Origin of the sequence: Streptomyces sp. YIM 121038 (genome assembly GCF_006088715.1) — a bacterium.
Lineage (GTDB): Bacteria > Actinomycetota > Actinomycetes > Streptomycetales > Streptomycetaceae > Streptomyces.
On record NZ_CP030771.1, the window covers coordinates 977290 to 999332 of the forward strand.

A 22043-nucleotide genomic window follows, 5' to 3' on the forward strand; every position below is an offset into this window, starting at 1 on the left:
CTTGCGCGCCGGATCAGGCACGATCGCCGCCGCCCAGTGCCATGCGCACGAGGCCGTCCAGTTCCATCTCCCTGATCGCCGCGGGGTCGTCCGCCGGGTCCGCTCCCCCGCCGTCCGCCCCGGCCGGGGCCCGGTCCCCGGGTTCCGTGAGGCGCAGCAGGGCGTCCAGGAGCCCTGCCTCGCGCAGCCGTGCCACGGGGACGGCTGCGAGGCGGCGTTGGAGCTCCCGGTCGCCGTCCGGGCGGCGGGGGGCGGCGGGCGCGGTGGCCGGGGCGAGGCGCGCGGTCACGTACGCGGCCGCGGCGGCCGGGGTGGGGTGGTCGAAGACGAGGGTCGCGGGCAGGCGCAGGCCGGTCGCCGCGTTGAGGCGGTTGCGCAGGTCGACGGCCGTCAGGGAGTCGAACCCGAGGTCCTTGAAGGCCTGTTCCGGGTCGATGGCGTCGGGGCCGCCGTGCCCGAGGACGTCGGCGACGCGGGCCCGCACCACCTCCTCGATCCGCTCCCGGCGCTCCTCGGCGCCCAGCCCGGCCAACTGCTCGCGCAGCGAGGCCACTTGGGTGGCATCGGTGCCCGTGGCCGCGGGCCGGGCGGCGCGGACGAGGCCGCGCAGGAGCGGGGGCACGGTGCCGCTCGCGGCGCCCGCCCGCAGCCGGGCGGCGTCGAGGCGCACGGGCACGAGCAGGGCGTCGGCGCGGCGCAGCGCCGCGTCGAACAGCGCGAGTCCCTGGGCGTCGGACAGCGCGGTGACACCGCCGCGGGTCATCCGCCGCAGCCCGGTGGCGTCCAGCGTGCCCGTCATGTCACCGGCCTGCTCCCACAGGCCCCAGGCGAGGGACTGGGCGGGGAGCCCGGCGGCGCGGCGGTGCTGGGCCAGGGCGTCCAGGTAGCCGTTGGCGGCGGCGTAGTTGGCCTGGCCCGCGTTGCCGATGACGCCCGCGGCGGAGGAGAAGAGGACGAACGCGGACAGCGGCAGGCCGCGGGTCGCCCCGTGCAGGGCGAGGGCCCCGTCGACCTTGGGCCGCAGGACGCGGTCCAGGCGCTCGGGCGTGAGCGAGGCGAGGACCCCGTCGTCGAGGACGCCCGCGGCGTGCACGACCGCGGTGAGCGGATGCGCGGCGGGCACGCCCGCGACGAGCCGCGCCACGGCGTCCGGCTCCGCGACGTCGCAGGCCGCGAACTCCGCCTGCGCGCCCAGGGCCCGGAGGTCGGCGAGCAGCGCGTCGGCGCCGGGTGTGCCGGCGCCGCGCCGCCCGGCCAGGAGCAGCCGGCGCACCCCGTGCCGGGCCGCGAGGTGGCGGGCCACGAGCCCGCCGAGCGCCCCGCCCGCGCCGGTGATCAGGACGGTGCCGTCCGGATCGAAGGGCACGGGGCCTTCGTCGGCGTCCTCCGGTGCCTCCACCCGGGCGAGCCGGGCGACGCGCACTTCTTCGCCGCGTACGGCGATCTGGGGCTCGTCCAGGTCCAGGGCGCCGGGCAGCACGGCGAGCAGCGCGTCGTGGTCCGGCGCGTCGGCGAGGACGAAGCGGTCGGGGTGCTCGGACTGGGCCGAGCGCACCAGTCCGCGCAGCGCGGCGGCGGCCGGGTCGCTCACCGCGTCGCCCGGCCCGGCGCACACGGCCCCGCTGGTGAGGAACACCAGGCGGGCGTCGGCGAACCGGTCGTCGGCGAGCCAGTCCTTGAGGAGCGTGAGGGTGTCGCGTACGAGGGTGTGGACGGCGGTCGCGTCGTCCCCGGCGGCTTCGGAGCGGGGCACCAGGACCACGTCGGGCACGGGTGCGCCCCGGTCGACGGCCGCGGCGAGGCCCGCGAGGCCCGGGTAGGTGTCGGGCAGCGCCAGGCCGGGGCCGAGCGCGGCCCAGCGGGCGGGCGGCACGGGACCCGCGGGCGCCGGGGCGGGCACGGCGGTCCACTCCAGGCGGTACAGGGAGTCGTGCGCCGCGGGTGCGGTGGCGCCGCGCAGGGCGGCGACGTCGACGGCGCGCACGGCGAGGCCGGTGACCGTGGCCACGGGGCGGCCGGAGGGGTCGCTCGCGGTGAGCGACACCGAGCCGTCACCGCCCTGGGTCAGGCGCACCCGCAGCTCGGTGGCGCCGGAGGCGTGCAGGGTGACGCCGGTCCACGCGAACGGCAGCCGCGCGGTGCCCGGTTCGAGGTCCGGGCCGCTTGCGGTGCCGGGCGCGAGCCACAGGCCCTGGAGCGCGGCGTCGAGCAGGGCGGGGTGGATGCCGAAGGCGGCGGCCGCCGGGTGCTGGTCCTGGCCGAGGGACACCTCGGTGAACAGGTCGCCGCCGCGCCGCCAGGCGGTGCGCAGGCCCTGGAAGGCCGGGCCGTAGCCGTATCCGGACGCGGCGAAGCGCGCGTACAGGTCGCCGACGTCGACGGGCTCGGCACCGGCCGGGGGCCAGCTCCCGGCCGGTGCCGGCGTGTCCTGCCCGGCGGCTTCGGCCAGGGTTCCGGTGGCGTGCGCCGTCCACGGGGCGTCGGTGGCGTCCTCCGGCCGCGCGTGCACGTCCAGGGTCCGGCGGCCGGTGGCGTCCGGGGCGCCCACCCGCACCTGGAGGCGGACGCCGCCGGACGCGGGAAGCACCAGCGGTGCCTGGAGGGTGAGTTCCTCCACGACGGGGCACCCGGCCTCGTCGCCCGCGCGCACCGCGAGGTCGACGAACGCGGCGCCGGGCAGCAGGACCACGCCGGACACGGCGTGGTCGGCGAGCCAGGGGTGGCTGCGCACCGAGATCCGGCCGCTGAGCAGGATCTCACCGGTCTCGGCGAGTTCGACGGCCGCCGCGAGCAGCGGGTGCCCGGTGCTGCCGAGGCCCGCGGCGGTGACGTCGCCGCCGGTCTCCGGGCCGGGCACCGCCCAGTACGCCTGGTGCTGGAAGGCGTACGTGGGCAGCTCGACGCGGCGGGCGCCGGTGCCCGCGAAGAGCGGCGACCAGTCGACGGGGACGCCGTGGGCCCAGGCCTCGCCGAGGGAGCGGAGCAGGCGTTCGGTGCCGCCCTCGCCGCGCCGCAGCGTCCCGAGCACGGCGGCGTCGGCACCGGCCGACTCCAGGGTCTCCTCGACCGCGGGGGTGAGCACCGGGTGCGGGCTGACCTCGATGTACGTGCGGTGTCCTGCGGCGGCGAGCGCGCGCACCGCGGACTCGAAGCCCACCGTGCGGCGGAGGTTGGCGTACCAGTAGCGGGCGTCCATCCGGGAGGTGTCCAGCCACTCGTCCGTCACCGTGGAGTACAGCGGGACGTCGGCGGTGGCGGGTTCGACGTCCTTGAGCGCGCTGAGGAGTTCGGCTTCGAGGCGGTCCATGTGGGCGCAGTGGGAGGCGTATGTGACGTCGACGCGCCGGGCCCGTACGCCGTCCGCCGCGCAGGCCTCCATGAGTTCGTCCAGGGCGTCGGCGTCGCCCGAGACCACCACGGCCGACGGGCCGTTGACGGCCGCGACCGACAGGCGTCCGGCCCAGGCGGCGATCCGGTCGGTGGCCCGCGGCGCGGGCAGCGCGAGCGAGACCATGCCGCCGTGCCCGGCGAGCCTGGCGATCGCGCGGCTGCGCAGGGCGACGACCTTCGCCCCGTCCTCCAGGGTGAGCGCGCCGGCCACCACGGCGGCGGCGATCTCGCCCTGGGAGTGTCCGACGACGGCGTCGGGGACCACGCCGTACGCGCGCCACAGCCGTGCCAGCGACACCATCACGGCGAACAGGACGGGCTGCACCACGTCGACGCGGTCCAGGCCGGTGCCGTCGCGCACCACGTCGAGCAGGGACCACTCGACGTGCGGGGCCAGCGCGGCCGCGCACGCGTGCAGGGCCTCGGCGAACTCCGGTGCCTCGTCGAGGAGTTGGCGGGCCATGCCGGTCCACTGCGAGCCCTGTCCCGGGAACATCAGGACGGTGCGGGCGTCGGGGTCCGCGAGGCCGGTCACGGCGGGGGCCGCGCCCGTGACCCACTCCCGCAGGGCGGGCAGGAGCCGGTCGTGGCCGCCGACGAGGACGGCGCGGTGCGGGAAGGCGGTGCGGCCGGTGAGCGAGAGGGCGACGTCCACCGGGTCGGGCGTGCACCCGCCCGCTTCCGTACCCGCGTCCCCTTCCGCTTCCGTGCCCGTGCCCGTCATGGTGTACGCGGCTGTCGGCCCGTCCCCGCCCGTCAGGTGCTGGAGCAGGCGTCCGGCCTGGTCGCGCAGGGCGTCGGCCGACCTGGCCGACAGGATCCACGGCAGGGCGGGGGCGGTGCGGGTGCGCTCGGACTCCGGGGCGGCGGGCTCCGGGGCCTGTTCCAGGACGACGTGGGCGTTGGTGCCGCTGAGCCCGAAGGAGGAGACGCCCGCGCGGCGGGGCCTGCCCGTGTCGGGCCACTCCTCGGCCTCGGTGACGAGCGCCACGTCGCCCGCGCTCCAGTCCACGTGGGTGGTGGGCTTCTCGGCGTGGAGCGTGGCGGGGACGGTGGCGTGGCGCAGGGCCAGGACCGTCTTCATGACGCCCGCGACGCCCGAAAGGGCCTGGGTGTGACCGATGTTGGACTTCAGGGAGCCGACGAGGAGGGGGCGCCCCTCGGGCCGGTCCTGGCCGTAGGTGGCGAGGAGCGCCTGGGCCTCGATGGGGTCGCCCAGGGTGGTGCCGGTGCCGTGGGCCTCCACCACGTCGACGTCCGCGCCGGAGAGTCCCGCGTCGGCGAGCGCGGCGCGGATGACGCGCTGCTGGCTCGGTCCGTTGGGGGCCGAGAGGCCGTTGCTGGCGCCGTCCTGGTTGACGGCGGAGCCCCGCAGGACGGCGAGGACGGGGTGGCCGTGGCGGCGGGCGTCGGAGAGGCGTTCGACGAGGAGCACTCCGGCGCCCTCGCTCATGCCCATGCCGTCGGCGGTGTCCCCGAACGCCTTGCAGCGGCCGTCGGCGGCGAGGCCGCGCTGCCGCGAGAAGCTGACGAGGGCGCCGGGCGTCGCCATCACGGCGACTCCGCCGACCAGGGCGAGCGAGCAGTCCCCCGCGCGCAGCGCCCGGGCGGCCAGGTGCAGGGCGACCAGCGAGGAGGAGCAGGCGGTGTCGACGGTGACCGCGGGCCCCTCCAGGCCCAGGGTGTAGGCGACGCGGCCGGAGACCACGCTGGGCGCGCTGCCGGTGAGCAGATGGCCCTCGCCCTCCGTGGAGCGGGCCACGGCGGAGGCGTAGTCGCTGTAGTTGACGCCGGTGAAGACGCCGGTGCGGCTGCCGCGCAGGGCCTGCGGGTCGAGGCCCGCGCGCTCCAGGGCCTCCCAGGAGGTCTCCAGGAGGAGGCGCTGCTGGGGGTCCATGGCGAGGGCCTCGCGCGGCGAGATGCCGAAGAACGCCGGGTCGAAGTCGGCGGCGTCGTGGAGGAATCCGCCGTGCCGGGTGGTGACGGTGCCCGGGTTCTCCGGGTCGGGGTCGTAGAGCGCGTCGAGGTCCCAGCCGCGGCCTGTGGGGAAGCCGGTGACGGCGTCCCCGCGGTCGGCCAGGAGCCGCCACAGCGCGTCGGGGGTGGTGATGCCGCCGGGCAGGCGGCAGCCCATGGAGACGACGGCGAGCGGCTCGTCGGCGGCCCCGGGGACGGGCTCCCGGGTCTCCCGCGCCGCTTCCTCCGCTTCCTCCGCTTCCTCCGCGCCGAGCAGGCGGGTCCCCAGGTGGTCGGCGAGGGCGGTGGCCGAGGGGTGGTCGAAGACGAGGGTCGACGGGAGGCGCAGGCCGGTGGCCCGGGTGAGGCGGTTGCGGAGTTCGACCGCGGTCAGGGACGCGAAGCCGAGCTCCTGGAAGGCCCTGCCGGGCGGCACGGCGTCGGCGGAGTCGTGGCCGAGCACGGCGGCGGCGTGCTCGCGGACGAGGCCGAGGAGCAGCCGGGACCGGTCGGCGGGCCGCCGCAGCGCGGCGAGGCGTCCGCGCAGCTCCGCGGCGGCCGGGGCCCGGTCGTCGCCGTCCTGCCCCGCCAGGGCGCGGCGGGCCTCGGCGACGCCCGTCAGGAGCGGGCTGGGGCGGCCGGAGGTGAACACCGGGGCGAACTGGGCCCAGTCGACGTCGGCGACGGTCACGAGCGTCTCGTCGTCGTCGAGGATGTGCTGGAGGGCGGCGAGGGCCCGCTCGGCGTCGATCCGGGGCAGTCCGTGCTCCTCCAGGTTGAACAGGTCGGCGTCCGCGCCGGTGGCGGGCGGCGCCCACGGGTTCTCGGCCCGCCAGATGCCCCAGTCGACGGTGGTCGCGGTCAGACCGCGGCCGCGCCGGTGCTGCGCGAGGGCGTCGAGGTGGGCGTTGGCCGCGGAGTACGCGCCGTGGTCGCCGCTGCCCCACACGCCCGCGATGGACGAGAAGAGGACGAACGCGTCGAGCTCGCGGTCGAGGAGCGCGTCGAGGTGGGCGGCGCCCGCGGCCTTGGCCGCGACGACGTGCTCGTACGCCGCGACGGGGATGGTGTCCAGCGGGGCCAGCGCGATGTACGCGGCGGCGTGCACGACGGCGGTGACGGGGGTGCCCTGGGCGTCGAGTTCGGCGAGGAGCCGCTCGACCTGGGCGCGGTCGGCCAGGTCGCAGCAGGGCATCGTGACCGTCGTACCGAACGCGGCGAGTTCGGCGGTGAGCTCGGCGGCCCCGGGGGCGTCCGCGCCGCGGCGCCCGGGCAGGACGAGGCGGTCGGCGCCGGCGCGCGCGAGCCAGCGGGCGAGGTGGGGGCCGAGGGCGCCGGTGCCGCCGGTGAGCAGGACCGTGCCGCGGGGCCGCCAGGTGCGGCCGGGGCGGGCCGCGGGGCGGGGCGCGCGGACAAGGCGCCGGGCGTACAGGCCGCCCGTGCGCACGGCGAGCTGGTCCTCGCCGCCGACGCCGCCGAGCGCGGCGCACAGCCGTTCTCCGGCGCGGGCGTCGAGTGCCTCGGGCAGGTCGACCAACCCGCCCCAGCGGCGCGGGTGTTCGAGGGCGGCGACCATGCCGGTGCCCCACACCTGTGCTTGCGCGGGCGCCGTGACCGGGTCGCCCGCCCCCGTGGAGACGGCTCCTCGGGTGGCGCACCACAGCGGCGCGTCGACACCCGCATTACCAAGGCCCCCGAGGTCCCCGAGCGCCTGGACGAGGGCGAGGGTGAGGGCGGTGCCGGTGGGGAGCCCCGGGTGGCGGGGGTGCGGCCGGTCGTCGAGCCCGAGCAGGGAGAGGACTCCGGCGAGGGGGCGTCCGTCGGCGGCGGCGGTGAGGGCCTCGGCGAGCCGGACGCGGTCGCTGTCCCCGTCGCCGTCGCCGTCGCCGGTCACGGTGACCTCGGCCGTGAGGACCTCCGCCCCGTGCTCGCGCAGGGCGCGTACCGTGCCGTTCTCCTCGTACCCCTCGGGGGTCAGGACCAGCCACGTCCCGTCGAGCGCGGGCGCTGCCGGGTCGGGGACGGGCTGCCAGTCCACGCGGTAGCGCCAGTCGTCGTACGGGTCCGCGGCGGTGCGGCGCTCGGCGTCGGGCGTGGCGGGCGTGAGCCAGTGGCGGCGCTGCTGGAAGGGGTAGGTGGGCAGGTCGACGCGCCGGGCGCCGCGGCCCTCGTACACGCGGGACCACCGCACGGGGACGCCCCGGACCCACAGTTCGGCCGCGGAGGTGAGGGCGCGGCGCAGGCCGCCCTCGTCGCGGCGGAGGGTGCCGGTGACGACGGGGGCGACGGCGCCCGCGGCCTCGGCGGTGTCCTGGACGGGTCCGGTGAGGACGGGGTGCGGGGACACTTCGAGGAACACGCCGTGGCCCTGCTCGGCGAGGGCGCGGACGGCGGGGGCGAAGCGCACGGTCCCGCGGAGGTTGCGGTACCAGTACGCGGCGTCCATCGTCGTGGTGTCCAGCCACTCCCCCGTGACGGTGGAGAGGAGGGGGATCCGCGCGGCGGCCGGGGTGATCCCGGCGAGGGCCGTCAGGATCTCGTCCTCGACGCGCTCCACGTGGGCGGAGTGCGAGGCGTAGTCGACGGGGATCGTGCGGGCGCGGACGGCGCGCTCCGCGCACCGGGCCGTCAGCTCGGCGAGGGCGGCCGCGTCGCCGGAGACCACGACGGCGGCGGGCCCGTTGAGGGCGGCGACGGACAGGCGTCCGCCCCACGGGGCGATCAGTTCGTCGGCCCGTTCGCGCGGTACGGCGAGGGAGACCATGCCGCCGTCGCCCGCGAGCGCGGCGATGGCGCGGCTGCGCAGGGCGACGACCTTCGCCCCGTCCGCCAGGGACAGCGCACCGGCGACCACGGCCGCCGCGATCTCGCCCTGCGAGTGCCCCACCACGGCGTCCGGCACGACGCCCCAGGAGCGCCAGAGCGCGGCCAGGGACACCATCGTGGCGAACAGCGCGGGCTGGACGACGTCGACCCGGTCGAGCGGCGCCGCACCCGGCGCGGCGCGGACGACGTCCCGCAGCGACCAGTCCACGTGCGGGGCGAGCGCGTCCTCGCAGGCGGCCATGGAGCGCGCGAACTCGGGTGCGCTGTCGAGGAGTTCGCCGCCCATGCCGGGCCATTGGGAGCCCTGCCCGGGGAAGACCAGGGCGATCCGGCCGGGCGCGGGTTCGGCGGTGCCGGTGACGGCGGCCGCGGCGTTCTCCGGGTCGCGGGCCACCTCCGTGAGGAGGGAGAGGAGTTCGTCGCGGTCGGCGGCCGTCACGGCGGCCCGGTGCGTGAAGGCCGTGCGCGTGGTGGCGAGCGCGTGGCCGATGTCGACGGGGCGGGCCCGCGGGTCGGCGGCGACCCGCGCCTTGAGGCGTACGGCCTGGTCGCGCAGGGCGGCGGCGGTGCGCCCCGAGAGCAGGCACGGGACGGCGGGGGGAGCCTCCCGCGTCGGCCGCGGCTCGGGGCCGGGGTCCTGCTCCGGGGGCTCGGGGGCCTGTTCCAGGATGACGTGGGCGTTGGTGCCGCTCATGCCGAAGGACGAGACGCCCGCGCGCCGCGGTCTGTCCGTGGCGGGCCACTGCCGCGCCTCGGTCAGGAGGGAGACGGCGCCCGCGGCCCAGTCCGCGTGCGGCGTCGGCTCGGTGATGTGCAGGGAGCGCGGCAGGAGGCCGTGGCGCAGGGCCAGGACGGTCTTGATGACACCAGCGACTCCGGCGGCGGCCTGGGTGTGGCCGATGTTGGACTTGAGCGAGCCGAGCCACAGGGGCCGTTCGGCGGGCCGGCCCCGGCCGTAGGTGGCGAGCAGCGCGTCGGCCTCGATGGGGTCGCCGAGAGTGGTGCCGGTGCCGTGGGCCTCCACCGCGTCGACGTCCTGTGCCGCGAGTCCGGCGTCGGCGAGGGCGGCCTGGATGACGCGCTGCTGGGAGGGGCCGTTGGGGGCGGTGAGGCCGTTGCTGGCGCCGTCCTGGTTGACGGCGGAGCCGCGCAGGACGGCGAGGACGGGGTGGCCGTGGCGGCGGGCGTCGGAGAGGCGCTCCAGGAGGAGCACGCCGACGCCCTCGCCCCAGCCGGTGCCGTCGGCGGCGGCGGAGAACGGCTTGCACCGGCCGTCCCCGGACATCGCGCCCTGGCGGCTGAACTCGGTGAACACGGAGGGCCGCGACATCACCGTCACGCCGCCGGTCAGGGCCAGCGAGCACTCGTCGGCGCGCAGGGCCCGGGCCGCCTGGTGCAGGGCGACGAGCGACGCGGAGCAGGCGGTGTCGACGGTGACGGCGGGGCCTTCGAGGCCGAGGGCGTAGGCGACGCGCCCCGACATGACGCTCATCGAGTTGCCGGTCATCAAGAAGCCCCGCACGGTGTCGGGCGCGCCCGTGCCCAGCTGGGCGTAGCCCTGGTCGATGGCGGCGGCGAACACTCCGGTGCGGCTGGCGCGCAGGGACGCCGGGTCGATGCCCGCGCGTTCGATCGCCTCCCAGGCGGCCTGGAGCAGCAGCCGCTGCTGGGGGTCCATGGCTACGGCCTCGTGCGGGGACACGGCGAAGAACTCGGCGTCGAAGTCGGCGGCGCCGTCGAGGAACGCGCCCCGGCAGGGCACGCCGTCCGCCGTGAGCAGCTCGGTGTCCCAGCCGCGGTCGCCGGGTACTCCGGTGACGGTGTCGCGGCCCGCGACGAGGAGGTCCCACAGCTCCTCGGGGGTGCGGACGCCGCCGGGGAAGCGGCAGCTCATCGAGACGACGGCGATCGGCTCGTGGCTCCTGGCCTCTGCCTCGCGCAGCCGTCGGCGGGTGTCGCGCAGGTCGATGGTGACGCGGTTGAGGTAGTCGCGCAGCTTCTGCTCGCTCTGCGGGCCCTGGACGGGACTCACGAGATGCCCAGCTCCTTGTCGATCAGGTCGAAGATCTCTTCGTTGGTGGCGGACTCGATGGCGTCGGCCGCGTCCGGTCCCTCCCGCTCCGTGCCGTCGGCCGCGGCCGGTTCGAGGCGGGCGAGGGCGCCGCGCAGCCGCCGGGCGAGGTCCGTGCGCCGCCGCTCGCCGTCGGGGCCGGCGGCGGCCAGTTCGCCGACGAGGGCGTCCAGGCGGTCGAGTTCGGCCGTCCCCGGGGAACCGCCCGCGGGGCCGCCGGTGTCGGCGAGGAGCCGTTCGGCGAGGTGACGGGCGAGCGCTTCGGGTGTGGGGTGGTCGAAGACGAGCGCGGCGGGCAGCCGCGTCCCGGTGCCGGAGGCCAGCCGGTTGCGGAGCTCGACGCCGGTGAGGGAGTCGAAGCCCAGGTCCTTGAACGGCCGCTCCCCGCCGATCAGTTCGGTGGAGGCGTGGCCGAGCACGGCGGCGGCGTGGCCGCGCACCAGGTCGAGCAGGACGCGGTGCGCCTCGGCGGGGGCCAGGTCCGCGAGCTGCGCGGCGAGCGAGGGCCCGGCCGGTGCGGCGGCCGGGCGCGGGGCGGGGGCGCGCCGGGCGGTCGGCAGGAGTCCGCCGAGCAGCGGCGGCAGCGAGGATCCGGCGGCGGCCGCCACCCGCAGGGCCGCGGTGTCGACGGCGGCGGCCAGGACGTGCGGCTGTGCCGCGGTGAGGGCGGCGTCGAAGAGGGCGAGCGCCGCGTCGGTGGTGAGGGCCCCGACGCCGCCGCGCGCCATCTTGCGTACGTCGGCGTCGCTGAGGTGCGCGGTCAGGGCGCTGCGCTCCCGCCACATGCCCCAGGCGACGGACACGGCGGGCAGGCCCGCGGCGCGGCGGGCGGCGGCCAGGGCGTCGAGGGCGGCGTTGGCGGCGGCGTAGTTGGCCTGTCCGGCGCCGCCGAGCAGCGCGGCACCGGACGAGAACAGCACGAAGGCGGCCAGGTCGTGGTCGCGGGTCAGCTCGTGCAGGGCGAGTGCGGCGTCCGCCTTGGGGGCGAGGACGCGGTCGAGCCGCTCGGGGGTGAGGGCGGCGACGGTGGCGTCGTCGAGGGCTCCGGCGGCGTGGACGACCCCGGTCAGGGGATGGGCGTCGGGGACCTCCGCGAGGAGGGCGGCCAGCGCGGCGCGGTCGCCCACGTCGCAGGCGGCGACGGTCACCTCGGCGCCCGCGTCGGTGAGGTCGCGCACCAGGTCCCCGGCGCCGTGGGCCGCCATGCCGCGGCGCCCCGCCAGGAGCAGATGGCGGACGCCGTGCGCGGTGACCAGGTGGCGGGCGACGCGCCCGCCGAGCGTGCCGGTGCCGCCGGTGATCAGGACGGTGCCGTCGGGGTCCAGGGGCGCGGGCAGGGTCAGGACGTTCTTGCCGATGTGCCGGGCCTGGCTCAGGTGCCGGAAGGCCTGCGGGGCCTGCCGCAGGTCCCAGCAGGTGACGGGCAGCGGCGTGAGGACGCCCCGCTCGAACAGGGACAGGACCTCGGCGAGCATGGCGCCCACCCGTTCCGCGCCCGCCTCCATCAGGTCGAAGGCCCGGTAGCGCACGCCGGGGTGGTCGCGGGCCACCTCGTCGGCGTCGCGTACGTCGGTCTTGCCCATCTCCACGAAGCGTCCGCCGCGCGGCAGGAGCCGCAGGGAGGCGTCCACGAACTCCCGTGCCAGACAGTCCAGTACGACGTCCACGCCGCGGCCGCCGCTGGCGTCGAGGAACCGCTCGGCGAAGTCCGGGGTGCGCGTGGAGGCGATGTGCGCGTCGTCCAGGCCGGAGCCGCGCAGCACGTCCCACTTGGCGGGGCTCGCCGTGCCGTACACCTCGGCCCCGGCGTGCCGGGCGAGCTGCACGGCGGCCATGCCGACGCCGCCCGCCGCCGCGTGCACCAGGACCGACTGGCCCTCGCGCAGGCCGCCGAGGCCGAACAGGCCGTAGTACGCGGTGAGGAAGACGATCGGCACCGAAGCGGCCTGCGCGAAGGTCCAGCCCGCGGGGACGCGGGCGAGGGTGCGCCGGTCGGCGACCGCCGTGGGCCCGAAGGACCCGCCGAAGACGCCGAGGACGCGGTCGCCGGGCGCGAGGTCGGCGACGTCCGCGCCCACCTCCAGGACGACGCCCGCGCCCTCGCTGCCGAGGACCGCCTGGTCGGGGTCGAGCCCGAGCGACACCACCACGTCGTGGAAGTTGAGGCCGGCGGCCCGTACGGCGATCCGGACCTGGCCCGCGCCGAGGGGTGCGAGCGCGGCGGGGGCGGGGACGGCCGCGAGCGAGTCGACCGCGCCGTCCCCGGCGAGCCCGACCGTCCAGGCGGCCTCGGAGCCCGCGGGCGGCACGAGGGTGTCCCGGCCAGGGCCCGCGGTGAGGCGCGGTACGAGCGCCTCGCCGTGCCGTACGGCCGTCTGCGGCTCGGCCCCGGCGAGCACGGTGGGCAGGGCGGCGCGGGACTCCGGCAGCCCGTCGAGGTCCACGAGCACGAAGCGGCCGGGGTGCTCGGTCTGCGCGGTCCGCAGCAGCCCCCACACCCCGGACTGCGCCAGGGCGGCAGCGCGGTCGCCGGGCGCGGTGCGCACCGCGCCCCGGGTGACGACGGCGAGGGTGGCGTCGGCGAACCGCGCGTCGGCCAGCCACTCCTGCACCAGGGCGAGGCCGTGGGCGGTGGCGGCGTGCAGCGGCGCGACCTCGTCCCCGGGGTCTTCGGCGCCGTCGGGCCACGGGCAGTCCGCGACGACCACGGCGGGCACGGCGGCGTCCGGGTCGGCGCGCAGGTCCGCCAGGCGGACCCAGCTCCCCTCCCCCAGCGTGACGTCGGCGTCGGGCGCGGGCACCCACTCCACGCGGTGCAGTCCGTCCCTGTCCTGTCCGGCCCGCCGCAGCCCGCCCGCGGCCAGGGGCCGCAGCGCGAGCGAACCGGCCGACAGGACCTCCTGCCCCGCCAGGTCGTACACGGCGAGGGCGACGGCGTCCGGCCCGTCGGCGGTGAGCCGCACCCGGACGGCGGTGGCTCCCGGGTCGCGCGCGGTGACGTCGCTCCAGCTGAACGGGAGGCGCGCGGTGTCGTCGCGGCCCGGCAGCAGCGCGGCCGTCTGGAGGGCGGCGTCGAGGAGCGCCGGGTGCACGGCGTACGCGGGCGCGTCGGCGTGCTGCCGCTCGTCCAGGACGAGTTCGGCGCACACCTCGCCGTCCCGCGCCCAGGCGGCGCGGATGCCCTGGAACGTGGGCCCGTACGCGTACCCGGCGGCGGCGAACCGCTCGTACAGGTCCTCGACGTCCACGGCCTGGGCGCCGGGCGGCGGCCAGGCGATGAGCGCGGGCCCGGCGGGCCGCCCGGCAGGGGCGACGGTGCCGGAGGCGTGCGGCGTCCACGACGGCTGCCCGCCCTCGGCTTCGCGCTCGGCCTCGCGCTCGGCCCGCGAGTAGAGGTCGAGCGCGCGCCGCCCGTCCGGGTCGGGCGCGCCGAGCCGTACCTGTACGAGGACGGCGCCCTCCTCCGGCAGCACGAGCGGCGCGCCCAGGGTGAGTTCGTCCACCGTGGCGCACCCGGCTTCGGCGGCGGCGCGCAGGGCGAGTTCCAGCAGGGCGGTGCCGGGCAGCAGGGCGACGCCCTGGACGGCGTGCTCGGCGAGCCACGGGTGAGTACGCCGTGAAAGCCTTCCGGTGCACAGGAGTTCACCCGTGTCGGCGATCTCCACGGCGGCACCGAGCAGCGGGTGCCCCGTCGTCCCCAGGCCCGCCGACGCGACGTCCCAGCTCGTCGTCGGGACGTCCAGCCAGAGGCGGCGCTCCTGGAAGGGGTAGGTGGGCAGCTCGACGCGGGTGGCATCGGTGCCCTCGAACAGCGGCGCCCAGTCCACGGAGAGCCCATGCACATGCGCCTGCCCGAGCGCGAGAAGCATGCGCTCCAGACCGCCCTCGTCCCGGCGCAAGGTGCCCAGGACCACCGCGGTGCTCTCGGCCGACTCCAGCGTCGCTTCGACCGCCACCGTCAGGACCGGATGCGGACTCACCTCCACATACGCGCCGAAACCCTGCTCCGCCAGAGCGCGGATAGCGGGCTCGAAAGCCACCGTACGGCGGAGGTTGGCATACCAGTACCCGCCATCCATGACCGAGGTGTCCAGCCACTCACCCGTGACCGTGGAGAACAGAGGAACCTCTGACGAGGACGGTGCGATCCCCTTCAAGGCCTCCAGAAGCTCTGTCTCAATGCGTTCCACATGGGCCGAGTGCGAGGCGTAATCCACATCGATACGACGCGCCCGCACCCCCTCCGCCTCACACCCCGCCACCAACTCACCCAGAGCATCGCTATCACCGGACACCACCACCGCAGAAGGCCCATTGACAGCCGCGACCGACAACCGGCCACCCCACCCAGCCAGCCGCTCCTCCACCTCAGCCGACGACAAAGCGAGCGACACCATCCCGCCACTGCCCGCAATCCGCACGATCGCACGACTGCGCAACGCCACCACCCGCGCCCCGTCCTCCAACGACAACCCACCCGCCACCACCGCCGCCGCGATCTCCCCCTGCGAATGCCCCACCACCGCATCCACCACCACACCAAACACCCGCCACAACCGCGCCAACGACACCATCACCGCAAACAACACCGGCTGCACCACATCCACCCGCTCAAACCCCACACCCGAACGCACCACCTCCACCAAAGACCACCCCACATACGGCTCCAACGCCGCCCCGCACTCCCCCATCAACCCCGCAAACACCGCCGACTCATCCAGCAACCCACGCGCCATCCCCACCCACTGCGCCCCCTGCCCCGGGAACACAAACACCGTCCCCCCACACACCAACCCCCCACCCGACACCACACACCCCGACGGCTCACCCACCGCCAACGCCCGCAACCCCGCAAGAAGTTGCTCACGACCACCAGCCACCACGGCCCGGTGCTCGTGGAGTGCCCGGGTCTCGACCAGCGACAGCGCGACGTCGGAGATCCGTACGTCCTCCTCGCCACACACCTCGAGCAGCCGCTCCGCCTGCGCCCGCACCCCCTGCGGCGACCGCGCCGACACCACCCACGCCACCGGCCCGCCCACCCCGCAAGCCCCGGCGACCACGGACTCCTGCGGCACCTCCTCCACGATCACGTGCGCGTTCGTCCCGCTCACGCCGAACGACGAGACACCGGCTCGTCGCGGCCCGCCCCCGGTCTCCCAGGCGCGCGCCTCGTCGAGCAGGCGTACGTCGCCGGTCGACCAGTCGACCTGCGGGGTGGGTGCGTCGACGTGGAGGGTCTGCGGCAGCAGGCCGTGGCGCATGGCCAGGACCATCTTCATGACACCGGCGACACCGGCCGCCGCGGAGGTGTGGCCGATGTTGGACTTGAGGGAGCCCAGCCACAACGGCCGCCCCTCCAACCGCTCCTGACCGTACGTCGCCAGCAACGCCTGCGCCTCGATCGGATCACCCAAGCGAGTGCCCGTACCGTGCGCCTCCACCGCGTCCACGTCCTTCGCCGACAACCCCGCGTCCGCGAGAGCCGCACGGATCACCCGCTGCTGCGAAGGACCGTTCGGAGCCGTCAGACCATTGCTCGCACCGTCCTGGTTCACCGCACTGCCCCGCACCACCGCCAGCACCGGATGACCGTTGCGACGGGCATCCGACAGGCGCTCCAGGACGAGGATTCCAGCGCCTTCGCCGAAGCTGGTGCCGTCCGCGGCGGCCGCGAAGGACTTGCAGCGGCCGTCGGCGGCGAGGCCTCCCTGGCGGCTGAACTCGACGAAGAGTTCGGGGCTCGACATCACGGTGACGCCGCCCGCGAGCGCGAGCGCGCACTCGCCGCGGCGCAGCGACTGCACCGCGGTGTGCAGGGCGACGAGGGAGGAGGAGCAGGCCGTGTCGATGGTGAGGGCCGGGCCTTCGAGGCCGAAGGCGTAGGCGACGCGGCCGGAGACGACGCTGCCGGAGTTGCCGGTGCCGAGGAAGCCCTCGACGTCCTCGGGGATGTGCGGCAGGAGGCGTACCGCGTAGTCCTGCTGCATCAGGCCGACGAAGACGCCCGTGGGGGTTCCGCGCAGCGCGGCCGGGTCGATGCCCGCGCGTTCGAAGGCCTCCCAGGTGATGGTGAGCAGCAGGCGCTGCTGCGGGTCCATGGCGATGGCCTCGCGGGGCGAGATCCCGAAGAAGTCGGCGTCGAAGTCCCCGGCGCCGGTGAGGAACCCGCCTTCGCGCACGTACGAGGTGCCGGTGTGGCCGGGGTCGGGGTCGTAGAGGGCGTCGAGGTCCCAGCCCCGGTCCGTGGGGAAGTCACCGATGCCGTCGGCGCCGGAGGCGACGAGGCGCCACAGGTCGTCCGGGGTGCGGACGGAGCCGGGGAAGCGGCAGCCCATCGCGACGATGGCGACCGGCTCGTCCGCGGCGGACGCCACGGGCACGGGTGCGCTCGCCCCGGTGGCCGTCCCGGCCAGCTCGTCCCGCAGGAGCCCGGCGAGGGCTTCCGGGGACGGGTGGTCGAAGACCAGCGTGGCGGGCAGGCGGAGCCCGGTGGCGGCGCCCAGGCGGTTGCGGAGTTCGACGGAGGCGAGGGAGTCGAAGCCGAGGTCGCGGAAGGCCCGGGCGGGGGCCACCGCGTCGCCGGAGGTGTGCCCGAGGACCGCGGCGGCCTGCGCGCACACCAGTTGGACGAGGGTGCGCCGCTGTTCGGCCTCCGGCAGTGGGGCGAGGCGCTCGGCCAGGGAGGTGCCCGTGTCCGCGGTGGGCGCGGCGGCCGCGGCCCTGCGCACCGGGACCCGTACGAGCGCGCGCAGGAGCGGGGGCACCGGTTCGCCCTCCGCGGCCCGGGCGCGCAGGGCGCGGCGGTCGAGCCGGAGCGGTACGAGCGCGGGCGCGTCGACGGTGAGGGCAGCGTCGAAGAGGGCGAGGCCCTGTTCGGTGGTGAGCGCGGGCATGCCGGAGCGGGCCAGGCGGCGCACGTCGGCGTCGTCGAGGTGGCCGGTGAGGGCGGAGCGCTGTTCCCACAGGGTCCAGGCGAGGGACTGCGCGGGCAGGCCGCGGGCGTGGCGCCACTGGGCGAGGGCGTCGACGTAGGCGTTGGCGGCGGCGTAGTTGCCCTGTCCGGGGCCGCCGAAGGTGCCCGCGGCCGAGGAGAAGACGACGAAGGCCTTCAGGTCCAGGTCCTGGGTGAGTTCGTGGAGGTGGAGCGCGGCGTCGGCCTTGGGGCGCAGGACCGCGTCGACGCGGTCGGGCGTGAGGGAGGTGACGACGCCGTCGTCGAGGGCGCCCGCGGCGTGCACCACGGCCGTCAGGGGGTGGTCGGCGGGCACGCCGTCGAGGAGGGCGGCGAGCGCGGCGCGGTCGGCGGCGTCGCAGGCGGCGACGGTGACCTGGGCGCCGAGCGCGACGAGTTCGGTGACGGCCTCGGCGGCGCCCGGCGCGTCCGGTCCCGAGCGGCCCGCGAGCAGGAGGTGGCGCACGCCGTGGTGGGCCACGAGGTGGCGGGCCACGCGGGAGCCGAGCAGGCCGGTGCCGCCGGTGACCAGGACGGTGCCGTCCGGGTCGAGGGCCACCGGTGCCGGGGCGTCGGCGGGGACCTTGCCGAGGCGCGGGGCGAGGAGGGCGCCGCCGCGCAGGGCCAGCTGCGGCTCGTCGGCGGCGAGGGCCGAGAGCAGGGCTTCCGTGTCCGCGTCGGCGTCCAGGTCCAGTAGGACGAACCGGCCGGGGTGTTCGGACTGGGCGGAGCGCACCAGGCCCCACACGGCGGCGCGGGCCGGGTCGGCGGGGGCCTCGCCGGGGGCCGCGGCGACCGCGCCGCGGGTGACGACGGCGAGGCGGGTGCCGGCGAGGCGCTCGTCGGTGAGCCAGGTCTGGAGGGCTGCCAGGGTCCGGTGGAGGGCGTGGCGCGCCGCGCCCGTGTCGGCGCTGCCCGTCCCGCCCTCGCCGCCGGGGAGTTCCGCCAGCAGGACCGTGCCGGGGGCGGGGGCGCCCGTGTCGAGGGCGGCGAGGAACGCGGGCAGGTCGGGGTGCGGGTGCGTCAGGCCGAAGGAGTGCGGGCCGACGGCCACGGGGGTGGTGTCCGTCCCGGCCCGCGGGCGGGCGACGGGGGTCCACTCCACGCGGAACAGCGCGTCGTGGTGGGCGCGGCCCGTGCCGGGTGCGGGCGCGGCCGGGCGCAGGGTCAGGCACTCCACGGAGGCGACGGGGCTGCCCGCGGTGTCGGTGACGTCGAGGGCGAGGGTGTCGGTGCCGGTCACGGTCAGGCGCACGCGCAGGGCGGTGGCGCCCGAAGCGTGCAGGGCGGCCCCGGACCAGGCGAACGGCATCCGGCCGCCGTCGGCCGCGGCGGCGGTGAGCCCGGTGGCGTGCAGGGCCGCGTCGAGCAGCGCCGGGTGCAGGGCGAACCGCGCGGCGTCCTGGCGGAGTCCGGCCGGGAGTTCGGCCTCCGCGTACAGGTCGTCGCCGAGCCGCCACGCCGCCGTGAGGCCCTGGAAGGCGGGGCCGTAGGCGAAGCCGCCCGCGGCGTAGCGGGCGTACATGCCGTCGAGGTCGAGGGGGGTGGCGCCGGGCGGGGGCCAGGCGGTGGGGGCGGCGGGGGCCGGGGCGGGGGTGCGCGGGGCGAGGACGCCGGTGGCGTGGCGGGTCCACTCCTCGTCCGTGTCGGGGTCGTCGGGCCTGGCGTGCAGGGCGAGGGTGCGGGTGCCGTCGGGGGCGGGCGCGCCGACGGAGAGGCGCAGGACCGCACCGCCGTCCTGGGGAAGCGTCAGGGGCGCTTCGAGGGTGAGGTCGTCGACGCGGGGGCAGCCGGTGTGGTCGCCCGCGAGGACGGCGAGTTCCAGGAAGGCGGTGCCGGGCAGCAGGGCGGTGCCCCGCACGGCGTGGTCGGCGAGCCAGGGGTGGGTGCGCAGCGAGAGCCTGCCGGTGAGCAGCAGTCCTTCGGTGTCGGCGAGGGTGACGACGGCGCCGAGGAGCGGGTGCCCGGAGGGGGTGAGCCCGACCGAGGCGGGGTCGCCCGCGGGCGCGCCGGAGTCCTCCAGCCAGTAGCGCTCCCGCTGGAAGGCGTAGGTGGGCAGGTCGACGCGGTGTGGCCGGTGCCCGGCGAGGGCCGCGTCCCAGTCGACGGACACGCCCCGTACGTGCAGTTCCGCGAGCGCGGTGAGCAGCCGTCGCGGGCCGCCGTCGTCGCGGCGCAGCGTGCCGAGGGCGAGCGCGTCGGTGCCGGTGGCGTCGGCGGTGTCCTGGAGCCCGGCGGTGAGCACGGGGTGCGCGCTGACCTCGACGAGGACGCGGTGCCCGTCGGTGAGCAGGGCGCGCGCGGCCTCGTCGAAGCGCACGGTGCGGCGCAGGTTCTCGTACCAGTAGGAGGCGTCGAGGCGCGCGGTGTCGAGGAGGCCGCCGGTGACGGTCGAGTAGAAGGGGACGTCGGCGGCGCGGGGCGCGATGCCCGCGAGCGCCTGCGTCAACTCGTCCTGGATCTCCTCGACTTGGGGGCCGTGCGAGGCGTAGTCGACGGGGATGGGGCGGGCCCGTACGCCGTCGGCGTCGAGGGCGGCGAGGAGTTCGGCCAGTGCCCCGGGGTCGCCGGAGACGGCGACGGAGGAGGGGCCGTTCACGGCGGCGACGGCGATCCGCTCGCCCCAGGGCGCGACGCGCTCGCGGACCCGGTCGGCGGGGAGCGACACCGACGCCATGCCGCCGCGTCCGGCGAGGGCCCGCAGCGCCTTGGCGCGTACGGCGACGACCTTCGCGGCGTCGGCGAGGGTGAGCGCCCCGGCCACGCACGCGGCGGCCATCTCGCCCTGGCTGTGCCCGACGACGGCGGCGGGCTCGACGCCGTGGGCGCGCCACACCTGTGCCAGCGAGACCATCACCGCGAACAGGGCGGGCTGGACGACGTCCACGCGGTCGAGGGAGGGCGCGTCGGGGGCTTCGCGCAGGACGTCGAGGAGCGACCAGTCGGTGTGCGGGGCCAGGGCCTCGGCGCACTCGGCCAGGCGGGCGGCGAACACCGTTGAGGTGTCGAGGAGTTCGCGGGCCATGCCGGGCCACTGGGTGCCCTGCCCGGGGAAGACGAAGGCGACCGCCTCGCCGGTGCGGGCCGTGCCGCGCGCGCAGCCCGGCGGCAGCGGGTCCGTGTCGCGGGCGAGCGCGTCCAGGGCGTCGAGCAGCGCCGGCCGGTCGTCGGCGACGAGTGCGGCGCGCTCTTCGAGGGCGGCGCGGCCGGTCGCCAGGGTGTGGGCGACGTCCGCCGGGTGCAGCGCGGGGTGCCGCGTCAGATGGGCGTGCAGCGCGGCGGCCTGGGCGCGCAGGGCCCGGGGGTCGCGTGCGGAGACCAGCCAGGGCACGGGTCCGGTGCGGTCGTCCTCGGCGGCGGGCCCGGCGGTGGGCCCGGCGGTGGGCCCGGCGGTGGGCTCGGCGGTGGGCTCGGCCTGTTCGAGGACGACGTGGCCGTTGGTGCCGCTGACGCCGAAGGAGGAGACGGCGGCGCGGCGCGGGCGTCCCGTGGCGGGCCACGGCGTGGCCTCGGTGACGAGCCGCAGCGTCCCCGGCGACCAGTCGACCTGGGGGGTGAGGTCGCCGCCGTGCAGGGACGGCGGCACCTCGCCGTGCCGCATGGCGAGGATCATCTTGATGACGCCGCCGACCCCGGCGGCGGCCTGGGTGTGGCCGATGTTGGACTTCAGCGAGCCGAGCAGCAGGGGCTGTGCGGCGGTGTGCTCGCGCCCGTACGTGGCGAGCAGGGCCTGGGCCTCGATGGGGTCGCCGAGCGGGGTGCCGGTGCCGTGGGCCTCGACGACGTCGACGTCGGCCGGGGTGAGCCGGGCGTTCGCGAGGGCCTGGCGGATGACGCGCTGCTGGGAGGGGCCGTTGGGGGCGGTGAGGCGGCTGCTGGCGCCGTCCTGGTTGACGGCGGAGCCGCGGACCAGGGCGAGCACGGGGTGGCCGTGGCGGCGGGCGTCGGACAGGCGCTCCAGGAGGAGCATGCCGACGCCCTCGCCCCAGCCGGTGCCGTCGGCGGCCGCGGCGAAGGACTTGCACCGGCCGTCCGCCGCGAGGCCGTTCTGCCGGCTCATCTCGACGAACGGCACCGGCGTGGACATCACCATGGCGCCGCCCGCGAGGGCGAGCGCGCAGTCGCCCTGGCGCAGCGCCTGGCAGGCCAGGTGGAGGGCGACGAGCGAGGAGGAGCAGGCGGTGTCGACGGAGACGGCGGGGCCTTCGAGGCCGAAGGTGTAGGCGACGCGGCCGGAGGCGACGCTGTCGGAGCTGCCGTTGCCGAGGTAGCCCTGGACGTCGTCGGGCACCTGGCGCAGGCGCACCGCGTAGTCCTGGTACATCACGCCGGCGAAGACGCCGGTGCGGCTGCCGCGCAGGGCGTGCGGGTCGATCCCGGCGCGCTCGAAGGTCTCCCAGGTGGTCTCCAGGAGGAGGCGCTGCTGCGGGTCCATGGCGAGGGCCTCGCGCGGCGAGATGCCGAAGAAGCCGGGGTCGAACGCGGCGGCGTCGTCGAGGAAGCCGCCCTCGGCGCTGTACGTGCTGCCGGGCCGCTCCCCCGTCGGGTCGTGCAGGGCGGCCAGGTCCCAGCCGCGGTCGGCGGGGAAGGGCGTGATCGCGTCGGTGCCCGTGGAGACGAGCCGCCACAGGTCCTCGGGGGTGCGGACGCCGCCGGGGTAGCGGCAGCCCATCGCGACGACGGCGATCGGTTCCCGGTCCCGCGCCTCGGCCTCGCCGAGGCGCTGCTTGGTCCGGTGCAGGTCGGCGGCCACCCGCTTGAGATAGTCGCGCAGCTTGTCGTCATTCACCGTGCATCGTCACCTTCGGTACGCGGGGCGGTCGGAGGGAGGGCGTGGGGCGGCGG

General features: G+C 77.1%; 2 protein-coding genes. Both read right to left on the reverse strand.

The annotated features are described in order from the left end of the window. Nucleotides 1-13 precede the first annotated feature (13 nt). Entirely contained in the window at nucleotides 14-10204 is a 10191-nt protein-coding gene (locus tag C9F11_RS04085) for a type I polyketide synthase (RefSeq protein WP_249401586.1), read from the reverse strand. Continuing rightward, nucleotides 10201-21987 carry a type I polyketide synthase gene (locus tag C9F11_RS04090; protein ID WP_138957959.1) on the reverse strand — a complete coding sequence of 3929 codons (11787 nt, stop codon included), beginning with the start codon at nucleotides 21985-21987 and terminating at the stop codon, nucleotides 10201-10203. Before C9F11_RS04090 ends, C9F11_RS04085 begins: the two co-directional genes overlap by 4 nt. Between the last annotated feature and the right edge of the window lie 56 nt (nucleotides 21988-22043).